General features: G+C 70.3%; 7 protein-coding genes and 1 pseudogene. 6 read left to right on the forward strand and 2 right to left on the reverse strand.

Annotated elements, in window-relative coordinates; translation table 11 throughout:
- Window positions 1-2: 2 nt before the first annotated feature.
- The 4 genes from IE255_RS16730 (at window position 3) to IE255_RS16745 (ending at window position 8,995) form a co-directional block, all read left to right on the forward strand.
- Complete coding sequence (locus IE255_RS16730) at window positions 3-869, forward strand: SAM-dependent methyltransferase (protein WP_190051056.1); 867 nt, start codon at window positions 3-5, stop codon at window positions 867-869.
- Window positions 870-969: 100 nt separating this feature from the next.
- Complete coding sequence (locus IE255_RS16735) at window positions 970-2,226, forward strand: nucleotide sugar dehydrogenase (protein ID WP_190051057.1); 1,257 nt, start codon at window positions 970-972, stop codon at window positions 2,224-2,226.
- Between the two features lie 497 nt (window positions 2,227-2,723).
- The gene (locus IE255_RS16740) at window positions 2,724-7,946 is read left to right on the forward strand and encodes a family 43 glycosylhydrolase (protein WP_190051058.1); all 5,223 of its coding nucleotides are present in this window, start codon (window positions 2,724-2,726) and stop codon (window positions 7,944-7,946) included.
- 326 nt (window positions 7,947-8,272) lie between these two features.
- Window positions 8,273-8,995 carry a dienelactone hydrolase family protein gene (locus tag IE255_RS16745; protein WP_190051059.1) on the forward strand — a complete coding sequence of 241 codons (723 nt, stop codon included), beginning with the start codon at window positions 8,273-8,275 and terminating at the stop codon, window positions 8,993-8,995.
- An 81-nt stretch (window positions 8,996-9,076) separates the two neighbouring features.
- Here the strand turns inward: IE255_RS16745 and IE255_RS16750 are convergent.
- Window positions 9,077-9,786 (reverse strand): annotated as a pseudogene (locus IE255_RS16750) (LysR family substrate-binding domain-containing protein).
- 406 nt (window positions 9,787-10,192) lie between these two features.
- Here IE255_RS16750 and IE255_RS16755 point away from each other — a divergent pair.
- Both IE255_RS16755 and IE255_RS16760 read left to right on the forward strand, forming a co-directional pair.
- Window positions 10,193-10,501, forward strand: a complete 309-nt coding sequence (locus IE255_RS16755) for a hypothetical protein (RefSeq protein ID WP_190051060.1) — start codon at window positions 10,193-10,195, stop codon at window positions 10,499-10,501.
- A gap of 166 nt (window positions 10,502-10,667) precedes the next feature.
- Complete coding sequence (locus tag IE255_RS16760) at window positions 10,668-11,174, forward strand: SigE family RNA polymerase sigma factor (protein WP_190051061.1); 507 nt, start codon at window positions 10,668-10,670, stop codon at window positions 11,172-11,174.
- 231 nt (window positions 11,175-11,405) lie between these two features.
- Here the strand turns inward: IE255_RS16760 and IE255_RS16765 are convergent, their stop codons facing one another.
- Window positions 11,406-11,663 (reverse strand): hypothetical protein, encoded by a 258-nt coding sequence (locus tag IE255_RS16765; RefSeq protein ID WP_190051062.1) that lies wholly within the window; start codon window positions 11,661-11,663, stop codon window positions 11,406-11,408.
- Between the last annotated feature and the right edge of the window lie 27 nt (window positions 11,664-11,690).

Genomic DNA, 11,690 nt, shown 5'->3' on the forward strand with positions numbered 1-11,690 from the left:
CCATGACGAGTACGACCGGAGAACAGCACGCCGTGGTGCGCAGTGACTACGAGCGCCTGCTGAAAAGCTACTGGGACACCAAGACGACGGACGACATCAACCTGCTGCTGGGCGCGGAGGACGGCCTCTACCACCACCACTACGGCGTCGGCGACTACGACCCCGGCGTCCTCACCGCACCCCCCGAGCACCGGGACGCGCTGATCCTCCGGGAACTGCACCGCATGGAGAACGCGGAGACCGAACTCATCCTCGACGCGCTCGGCGCCGTTCCCGCCGACGCGCGCGGCATGGACGCCGGCTCAGGGCGCGGCGGCACCTCCTTCATGATCACCCAGCGGTTCGGCTGCCGGATGGACGGCGTCAACTTCTGTGCGCACCACATCGACTTCGCCGAGCGGGTGGCCAAGGAGCGCGGCTGGGACGACCGGGTGCGCTTCCACCTCGCCAACATGCTGGAACCGCCCTTCGCGGACGAGACCTTCGACTTCGTCGTCAGCAACGAGACGACGATGTACGCCGACCTCCACGACCTGTTCCGGGAGTTCGCCCGGGTGCTGCGGCCGGGCGGACGCTATGTGGTGGTGACGTGGTGCCGCAACGACTCCGTCGACGCCCGCTCGTCCGCCTCGCGCCGCATCGACGAGCACTACGTGTCCAGGATGCACAAGCGCAGCACCTACTTCGAGGCGCTCGCCGCCAACGGCCTCGTGCCCTACCGGGTGACGCGCCACACCGACGAGGCCATCCCCTACTGGGACCTGCGCAACCGCTCCGGGCTGCGCACCGGCGTCGAGGTGCCGTTCCTGGCGGGCTACCGGGAGAAGAGCCTCGACTACCTGCTCATCGCCTGCGAACGCGTGCGATAGGGGAGCGGTCCGCCCTCCCCGGGGCGGGCGCCACCGCGGCCCTCACCGGGGTGCTGTGGCCCCTCCTCACCGACATCCGGCATCGCATCCAGGGAGCGACATGAACAGCGTTGCTGTCATCGGACTCGGCTACACCGGTCTCCCGCTGGCCCGGGAGGCGTGCCGCGCCGGCATGCGGGTCACGGGGATCGACGAGAACCCGTCCGTCACCGCGGCCCTCAACTCGGGCCGCTCGCACGTCCCCGACGTCACCGACGCCGATCTGGCCGCCATGCTGGACGCCGGTTTCCGGGCCGCCACCGACGAGAGCCCCCTGGCGGAGGCCTCGGTGGCCGTGATCTGCGTCCCCACACCCCTGGACGCCACGGGCTGTCCCGACCTGTCCCACGTGCGACGCGCCGCCTCCGGTGTCGGGGACCGCCTCAAGCCGGGCACCCTCGTGGTCCTGGAGTCCACCTCCTTCCCCGGCACCACGGACGACGTCGTCCGAGGGATCGTGGAGCAGGCTTCCGGACTCAGCGCCGGCACGGACTTCGCCCTCGCCTTCTCGCCGGAGCGCATCGACCCGGGCAACGGCACCTTCGGTGTGCGCAACACCCCGCGCGTCGTGGGCGGTTGCACCCGACGGTGCACGGCGGCCGCGGCCGACTTCTTCCGGCACCTGTGCGACCGGGTCGTGGAGGCGGGCTCCGCACGGGAGGCCGAACTGGCGAAACTCCTGGAGAACACCTATCGCAGCGTGAACATCGCCCTCGTCAACGAACTCGCCGTCGCCGCCCGGGCATGGGGAGTCGACGTGTGGGACGCTCTCGACTGCGCGCGCACGAAGCCCTTCGGCTTCCAGGGGTTCCGGCCCGGACCGGGGGTCGGCGGGCACTGCATTCCGGTCGACCCCGTCTACCTCACGCACTGGGCGCGCACCGCAGGAACCCCGCTGCGGCTGGTCGAACTCGCGCAGGAGGTCAACGCCGGGATGCCGGCGCACGTCGTGCGGCGTGCCGAGCACCTGCTGCGGGAGCGGGGGAGGAGCCTGCGGGACGCGCGGGTGCTGCTGGTCGGAGTGACCTACAAGCGCAACAGCCCGGACCTTCGCGCCACCCCGGCCGCCGCCCTCGTCCGCCTCCTGCGGCAGCGCGGCGCCCATGTCGCCTATCACGATCCGCTCGTCGCGGCCTGGGCCCCGGACGGCGAACCGGTGGACCGGGCCGCCGACGCCCTGACCGCCGCCGCGGAAGCGGCCCTCACGATCCTGGTGCAGGACCACGACACCGTCCCACTGGACCGACTGCCCGAGCACGCGCCCCTGCTGCTGGACACCCGGGGGCGGCTGCGGGGCACCAGCGCCCAGCAGCTCTGAGCGTGCCGCGGCGGAAGTCCGGCCGCACGTCTTCCTGACGTCCGCAGCTCAGTTCGGTTCCGGTCGGTTTTCCTTCTCGACCGCCTCGCGAACGGCCATCGCGAGCTGCGCGGCTCCCTCGACAAGGCCGGTGACGAGGACCGTCCACGTACAGCTCGAACGCCTCACCGACGCGTGTCAGGGACAGCCAGCCCTGCCAGCACCCCATGAGTACTGCCCCGAGGCCGCAGCCGAGTACGAGGCTCGGGAGGAAATCGTCGCCGGTGGTCGAGTTCGGGTACGTCGGTATCGCGAACACCACGCCATCATTGTTCGACCTGTCGGACATTGTTCGGAACCTATTGACGCTGCCCCCGGCGTCGACTGAGACTCTCGCCACACACGTCACCTGCGTGTCACGGCAGGGCCACGGCAAGGACGTTGCCGTCGCCCCGTCGGCTCCTCGTTCGCGCTCCGCCTTGCCCGCCATCAGCCATGCCTCAGCAGGGGACCTCGACATGACGCACGTCGCACGACCTCGCAGCCGCGCGAGACGTCGGGCGGGCCATCTCGCCGGACTGACCGCCGCGTCGATGCTGCTCACCCTCGCCGGGCCCACCGCCTCCGCGCAGCCGGCACCGGCGGCCGAAGCCTCGGACATCACCGACGGCCTGGCCCTGTGGTACAAGCTCGACGCGGGCTCCGGCAGCACCGTGACCGACGCCTCCGGCAACGGCCGCAACGGCACGGTCAGCGGCACCGCTGACTGGTCGGCCTCCGGTCAGGGGCTCGCCTTCAACGGGTCGGACACCTACATCAAGGTGCCGGACGATGTCATGAAGGGCATGGACTCGATCACCGTCTCCATGGACGTACTGATCGACTCCGCCCAGAGCACGCCCTACTTCCTCTACGGCTTCGGCAACACGAGCGCGGGCAACGGCAACGGCTACCTGTTCACCACCGGCAACTCCTTCCGCACCTCCGTCGCGACGGGCAACTGGTCGACCGAGCAGACCACCAAGCCGTCCGACTCCCACAACCTGACCCGCGGGGTGTGGAAGCACATCACCTACGCCCAGACCGGCTCTACCGGCGTGCTCTACGAGGACGGCGTCGAGGTCGGCCGCAACACGTCGGTCACCATCACGCCCGGTGCCATCGGCTCCGGCACCACCAAGGCCAACTACATCGGCAAGTCCGTCTACGACGGCGACAAGCTCTTCAAGGGCCGGATACGCGACTTCCGTGTCTACGACCGGGCACTGGCCGGCTCGGAGGTCGAGCAGCTCTCCCTCCCCGTCGCCACGCAGGGTGTCGCCGACGACAAGGAGGCCCTGAGTCTCGGTGACACCAGCGGCGTCACCTCCGACCTGGACCTGCCGAGGACGGGCCCGGCCGGCGGCTCCTCCATCACCTGGGACAGCGACAACCCGTCCGTGGTGTCGGACACCGGCAAGGTGACCCGCCCCGCGGCCGGCTCACCGGACGGCCGTGCCACGCTCACGGCGACCCTGAAGAAGGGCACCGTGACCGGCACCAAGACCTTCGACGTCACGGTCCGGCCCGCGCTCGACGACGACGCGGCCACCCGGCAGGCCGCCGAGGCGCTCACGGTCCACAACCTCGACGACGCGCGCGGCAACCTCACCCTGCCCAGGAGCGGCGCCTTCGGCACGACCGTGACCTGGTCCTCCGCGAAGCCGGACGTCGTCTCCGCCGACGGCGAGGTCCACCGCCCCGCGCACGGCGACGGCGCCACCACCGTCGACCTGACCGCCACCGTCGCCAAAGGCGAGGCCAAGGCGACCCGCGTCATGACGGCCAAGGTGCCCGAACTGCCCGCGAAGCAGGCCCTCAAGGGCTACATGTTCAGCTACTTCACCGGCGAGGGCACCTCGGACGGCGAACAGCTCTACGCCGCCCTCAGCAAGGGCAACGACCCGCTGCACTGGCGCGAACTGAACGACGGCAAGCCGGTGCTCACCTCCACGCTCGGCGAGAAGGGCCTGCGCGACCCGTTCATCATCCGCTCCCCGGAGGGCGACAAGTTCTACCAGATCGCCACCGACCTCAGGATCTACGGCAACGGCGACTGGGACGCCTCCCAGCGCACCGGCAGCAAGTCCATCATGGTCTGGGAGTCCACCGACCTGGTCCACTGGACGAACCAGCGCCTGGTCAAGGTCTCACCCGACAGCGCGGGCAACACCTGGGCGCCGGAGGCGTTCTACGACGCCGAGCGCGGTGAGTACGTCGTCTTCTGGGCGTCGAAGCTGTACGACAACGCCGACCACTCCGGCGACACGTACAACCGCATGATGTACGCCACCACCCGCGACTTCCACACCTTCAGCGAACCCAAGGTCTGGATCGACCGCGGCTACTCGGTCATCGACTCCACGATGATCCGGCACGACGGGACGTACCACCGCCTGTCCAAGGACGAGCGGAACAACACGTCCTCTACCCCCAACAGCAAGTTCATCTTCCAGGAGAAGAGCGACTCGATCCTGAACCCGTCCTGGACCCCGGTCGCCGAGGGCATCGGCAAGGGCGCGATGAACGCCGCCGAGGGACCGCTGGTGTTCAAGTCCAACACCGAGGAGAAGTGGTACGCGTTCCTCGACGAGTTCGGCGGACGCGGCTACATCCCGTTCGAGACGACCGACCTCGACTCCGGCACCTGGACCCCGTCCACCGGCTACGACCTGCCCGCCAAGCCCCGCCACGGCACCGTGCTGCCGGTCACCCAGGCCGAGTACGACCGGCTGCTGCGCGCCTACCAGCCCGACCAGCTCGTGACGAACGTCGAGGACGTGACGGTGAAGACCCGGGTCGGCGTCGCCCCGGTCCTGCCGGCCACGGTCGTCGCCGAGTACGCCGACGGCGTCAGGCGGCCGGTCTCCGTCGACTGGGCGGACGTACCGGCGGCGTCGTACGCACAGCCCGGCACCTTCACCGTGACCGGCAGCCTGCCGAACGGCGCCGCGGCTGCGGTCCGGGCCGAGGTCACCGTGTCGCAGGAGGTCTCCGACGTCCCGGCCGACCTGCTCCTGCACTACGACTTCGACGAGACGAGCGGCAGCATCGCCCGTGACTCCAGCGGGCACGGCCGCCACGGCACGTACGTCCGCACCCCCGACTTCGGCAGCGGCGTGCACGGCGGCTCGTTCAAGATGTCCGGCGGCTCCAGCAGCTCCACCGCCTCTCCGTACGTGAAGATCCCGAACGGCGTGCTGAAGGACACCGACAGCGTGACCGTGTCGACGTACGCCAAGTGGAAGGGCGGCGACGGCTTCCAGTGGCTGTTCGGGCTCGGCCCGGACAGCAACAAGTATCTCTTCGCCACCCCGTCCAACGGCGGCTCCAAGCTGTACTCGGCCATCACGAAGGCGAGTTGGCAAGGCGAGTCCAAAATGACGGCCGGCTCGCAGCTCACGCCGGGGGAGTGGCGGCACGTCACCGTGACCCTCGACGGGTCGACCGGCACGATGGTCCTGTACGTCGAAGGCTTCGAGGCGGCCCGCGCGACCGGCGTCGGCATCAAGCCGTCCGACCTGTACGACGCGAACAAGGACTACAGCGGCTACATCGGCAGGTCGCTGTACGGGGCGGACCCGTACTTCGGCGGCGAGGTCGACGACTTCCGCGTCTACGACCGGGCCCTGTCAGCCGCGGAGGTCCAGGAGCTCAGCGGCAACACGACGGGCATCGCCGAGGCGACGCACCCGGCGCTGAAGGTCGACGCACTGATCGACGACGCCGGCAGCCGGATCACGCTGCCGCTGAAGGCGGGCACGGACATCACCGCGCTGGCACCGGAGTTCACCCTCGCCCACGGCGCCTCGATCAGCCCCGCCTCCGGCAGCGTGCAGGACTTCACCAAGCCCGTGACCTACGAGGTGACCGGATCCGACGGCAAGAAGCGCACCTGGACCGTGTCGGCACTGATCATGAGGACACCGGTCCTGCCGGGTCTGAACGCCGACCCGAACATCGTGCGCTTCGGCGACACCTTCTACCTCTACCCGACGACCGACGGCTTCGAGGGCTGGAGCGGCACGCAGTTCAAGGCCTACTCCTCCACGGACCTGGTCCACTGGAAGGACCACGGCGTCATCCTCGACCTGGGGCCGGACGTCAGCTGGGCGGACAGCCGGGCCTGGGCACCGGCGATGACCGAGAAGGACGGGAAGTACTACTTCTACTTCTGCGCCGACGCGAACATCGGCGTCGCGGTCTCCGACTCACCCACCGGACCGTTCAAGGACGCCCTGGGCAAGCCGCTGCTGAAGGCCGGTGACTTCCGCGGCCAGATGATCGACCCCGCGGTCTTCACCGACGAGGACGGCAAGCAGTACCTCTACTGGGGCAACGGCCGAGCCTACGTCGTCCCGCTGGGCGACGACATGACCACCATCGACACCTCGAAGGTCAAGGACATCACCCCGACCGGCTACAACGAGGGCACCTTCGTCATCAAGCGCAAGGGCACCTACTACTTCATGTGGTCGGAGAACGACACGCGGGACGAGAACTACCGCGTCGCCTACGCGACCGGTCCCTCGCCCACCGGCCCCTGGACCAAGCAGGGCGTGATCCTGGAGAAGGACCTGGCCCTGGGCATCAAGGGCCCGGGCCACCACTCCGTCGTGCACGTCCCGAACACCGACGACTGGTACATCGCCTACCACCGCTTCGCCATCCCCGGAGGTGACGGCACCCACCGCGAAACCACCATCGACAAGCTGGAGTTCGACTCCAACGGCATGATCGAGAAGGTCGTCCCGACCCTGAGCGGCATCGATCCCGTCACCGTCGTCCACGCGGGGCCGGACGCCACCGGCTCCGAGGGCGAGGCGATCACGCTCGCCGGCACCGTCTCCGGGGCCGGCACCCCCAAGTGGACCGTCCAGGACGGCGCCCCGTGCGCCGTCAAGGACCCCGCGGCGGCCCGGACGACCCTCACCTGCACCGACGACGGCACCTTCGAGGTCACCCTGACCGGCGGGCGCGGCACCGACACCGCGACCGTCAAGGTCTCCAACACGGCCCCGTCGATCACATCCGCCAAGGGCCCCGGCTCGCCCGTCCCGGCGGGCGAGGCCGCCGTCGTCACGGCCGCCTTCGTCGACGCGGGCACGGCCGACGACCACACCTGCGAGGTCGACTGGAAGGACGGCAGCAGGCCGACGACCGGCACGGTCACCGACTCCGGCTGCCGCGTCGCACACGTCTACGACGACGCGGGCATCCACCGCCCGGTCGTCACGGTCACCGACGACGACGAGGGCACGGACACCACCACGCTCCCGGAGCTGATCGTCTACGACCGCGCCGCCGGCCCCGCTGCCGGCGTCGGCACGATCACCTCGCCGGCCGGTGCCTACCCGGCCCAGCCGGGGCTGACCGGCAAGGCGGCGTTCACCCTGAGCGCCCAGTACCGGGAGGGAGCCGACGTCCCCACCGGCAAGGCCACGTTCGTCTTCGGCTCCGCCCGGCTCACCCTCCGCTCAACCGGCTCCGACTGGCTTGTGGTGAACGGCTCCCAGGCCGTTTACCAGGGCACCGGCACGGTGGGCGGCGAGGACGGCCACGCCTTCAGAGTCACCGCCACCGACGGCCCGGACACCTTCCGCATCAAGATCTGGAAGAAGTCCACCGGCGAGGTCCTCTACGACAACAGGACCGGCACCAGAACGAAGGGCACGGTCACCATCGGAAACGACCGCCGCTAGAACCGCGACACCGCGCCCGGGACCGTCCCGGGCGCGGCCCGTCCGGTCGGGCCGGAGGGGCAGGGGGCACAGTGGCACCGCGCAGTTGATGTACCTCCAGTGCAGAACAAGTCCTGTGTGGTGAGGCCGCATCCCGACATGGAGCCTCCACTCAAACCCGTTGGCGGACCACGGCGACCGTTGCTAATCTCCCGGAGGCCGTGCGAGAGAACGAGGAGGTGGTACCCGTGAACGCAGTATCGACATGGGTGCTCCCCTCCGGGGTCGCGGTCGGGCGATAGGTCGTCCGGGAGCGCCGTTCACGAGCCCTCCCGAAAGGCACGACAGTGCACTTCACTTCTGAACAGCGCCTCGACGACGGCGTCCTCGAGCGCGAATTCACCCTCGGCGAGATCCCCGGCACCCTGTGGACGCCTGGATCCGCCCCGGCCCCGCTGGTCCTGATGGCCCACAACAACGGTCTGCCCAAGGCGGAACCCCGGCTGGTGGCCCGGGCCCGGTACACCGCGGCGCGCGGCTACGCGGTGGCCACCATCGACGCCGCCGGGTGCGGTGACCGCCCCCGTTCCGCCGCCGACGAGCAGGCCCGCGCCGACCTCCGGCGGGCGATGCAGGCCGGCGAACCGGTCGACGAGATCTTCGAGGCCCTCATCGGCCCGCTGGTCGAGAACGCGGTCCCGGAATGGCAGACCACTCTGGACGCCCTCCTCGAGCTGCCCGGGATCGGCGGCCCGGTCGGGTACTCCGGGGGGTGGACCGCCCTCGGCATTCGGCTGGCGGTGGTCGAGCCCCGCATCGCGGCCGCAGGCTTCTTCGCCGGGGGGTACGTGCCCCGTGCCCAGCGCGAGGAGGCCCGGCAGGTCACCATTCCGCTGCTGTTCCTGCTGCAGTGGGACGACGAAGGGAACCCCCGGCAACGGGCCCTGGACCTGTTCGACGCCTTCGGCAGCAAGGAGAAGACGCTGCACGCCAACCTGGGAGGGTACACCGGCACCCCGTGGTTCGAGCTGGAGGACGGGTGCCGGTTCCTGGACCGACACCTGAAGTGAGGCCGGGCCGGCCGGTCGCGGCGGGACAGTAGGCAAGCAGCGCGGCGTTCAGCGGGAAGTGGGAGCGCCGGTTGCCGGTGCTCAGTGGCGGTACGCGGCTGTCGCGATCTCGACGAAGGATCGGATCAACGGGTTGGTGTCACCTTCGTTCCACACCGCGACGACTCGGCTCGGCGCCATGTCGATCAGCGGTACCACGGCCAACTCGCCGGGCAGGTCGTGTCCGAGCGGGGCCAGGCCGATCGTGCCGTTCCACAGCACGGCCTGCAAGCATTCCTGGACGGCGCGCACGACTGGGCCCTCGCGCGGCCTGCCGCCGTTCCAGTACGACTGCCAGACGGGGTCAGTGCCCTGCGGGAAACTGGAACCAACGGCGGTCGCTCAGCTCGGCAAGCCGCAGCCGGGTGCGGCTTGCCAGCGGATCGTCGGCGCGCAGAACCACGCCGACCGGATCGGTTCGCAGCGCACGCACCGTCAGGGCAGTCCCGTCGAACGGTGCCCGGGTCATCGACCTGTCCGGCGCGCAGCCCGCACGTCGGGTCGGTCAGGTCGGTGTCGCGGATGCGGATGTCGGTGCCGGGGTGGCTTCGGTGGTAAGCGGCGGCCAGCCTGGACACTCCCGGGTCGGTGCCGTCGCCCAGGATGCCGACGGTGAGGGTCGCGACGCCGGCTGCCGCGCTGACGCGTACACGGACGCGGTCGGCATGGTCGAGCAGAGCCCGGGCCGCGTCGAACAGCACCGTGCCCACCGAAGTGAGCGCGACGCCGGTGGGCGAGCGGGCGAAGAGCAGGGCCCCGACATCGGCCTCCGTGCACTCGTGCGCATGACGCCTACAACGTTCGCCGTATCTGCCTCGCGCATGGCTCGAGGTCTGGTTACGGCGAGTTCTCGCCGGGAAGTTCCCTCCACAACCGCCCGGATGTGAGCAGGGCCAGGAGCCCTGAGAGCCGGGCAGGCCACGTGCGCCGATGCGGGGAGGCGAAGGATGGGTCCTGATCCGTCGGCCCGTCAACGGGGGTTCAGGGCGCCGCTGTGCCCGCGCTGTCGGGGCGACTGGGTGCACTCCGTGCCCCGCATCGTCGAACGAGGGACGGATACCGCGTGAGCAGCGGCAGGACGGCGGCGCGGCGTACTCCTCCCTCGCCCGGCGGCTCGCGCTCGCTCCTGAGCCTCCCGGGTCACCGGGCATCATGATCGTGGCTGCCGCGACGCTGCCCTGGTTCGCCTTCTTCGCCCTCTTCGGGCCGGTCATCTGGCTGGTGCTGGCAGGCTGCGATGCCCTCGTACTCATGCTCGTCGGTCTGCGGAGACGACGGGACCGTGCGCAGATACGCGCAGGCGTGGCCCGCGCGTATCCCCTCTGGAGGGACGCCTGGTACTGCTACCGATGCGATGTGGTCTGGCGCCGCGAAGAGGAAGCGGCCTTCATGTCGCCCGCCCGGTTCCAGAGGGAGGTCTGGGCTCGTGGCGGATATGACGACCTCATACCGCTGCCTCCGCGCTGACGGACGATCAAGCGCACGGTGCCAGTGACGCTCCGACAGCCGCGCAGGCGCGGGCACTGTCACGGTGCATGTGTGAGCCAGGACACATGTCAGGGGTGCATAGCGGGGCGGGGGCCAGCGCCTTTAGTGAAGGTGTAGGGGCGTGTCGAGGTAAGGGACGACGCTGATGGGGGAGTTGCGGGCCGAAGCGTTCGACCGGTTCGTGGCGGCTCGGTGGTCGGCGTTGCTTCACCTGGCGCGGCTGCTCACCGGTGGGGACCGGCACCGGGCCGAGGATCTGCTGCAGGAGGCACTGGTCAAGTTGTGGTTCGCCTGGCCGAGGGTGGCCGAGCAGGCGCCCGAGGCGTATGTGCGCAGGGTCTTGGCCCGGGCCGCGGCTCGCTCGGCACGGCGTCGCTGGTGGGGCGAGCACCCCGTGGACCAGCTGCCCGACCCGCCCGAGGCGGGAGACGAGACCGCCGCCGTGGACGAACGGACCCGGTTGGAGGCCATGTTGGCGTTGCTGCCGGCGCGGCAGCGGGCCGCTGTGGTGCTGCGCTACTACCAGGACCTGCCCGAGCGGCACGTCGCGGAGGCGCTGGGGTGTCCGGTGGGTACCGCCCGTTCACTCACGGCACGCGGCGTTGCGCGGTTGCGGCAGCTTCTGGCTGAGGCGACAGAGCCGGTGGAGTGAAGAAGGAGCCATGGATCACTTCGAGCAGGAGCTGGCACGGATGATGCGTGACAGCCAGGAGGACACGCCCTACGAGGACCGGCACCGACGCCGACTGCACGCCGGCGTGCGCGCCCGGCAGCGGGCCCGGACCGCCTGGCTGGCCACCGGATCCGTGCTGACCCTTGCCGGACTCGCCGTCGGACTGACGGTCCTGCCGAGCTCTTTCGCTCAGGGCGGGCCCCCTGGCCCTCAGCACCGCCCCGCCACCTCTGCCGATTCGGTCCCGACGCCGTCGACGGCCCGTCCCGCCTCCACTGCCTCGGGGGTGCCGAGGCTCACCTGCACGTCCACCACCCAACCGGCGCCGATGCCGTCGACGGCCCGTCCCGCCCCCACTGCCGCTGGGATGCCGATGCCGACCTGCACGTCGACCACCCGGCCGGTGCCGATGCCGTACCGCCCCTCGACCCCCGAGCCGGTCCCCATGCCGACACGGCCCTCGACCACCAGGTAGCGCCTTGGCCAGGTGCAAGC

The organism is Streptomyces lomondensis, assembly GCF_014651035.1.
GTDB classification, from domain to species: domain Bacteria; phylum Actinomycetota; class Actinomycetes; order Streptomycetales; family Streptomycetaceae; genus Streptomyces; species Streptomyces lomondensis.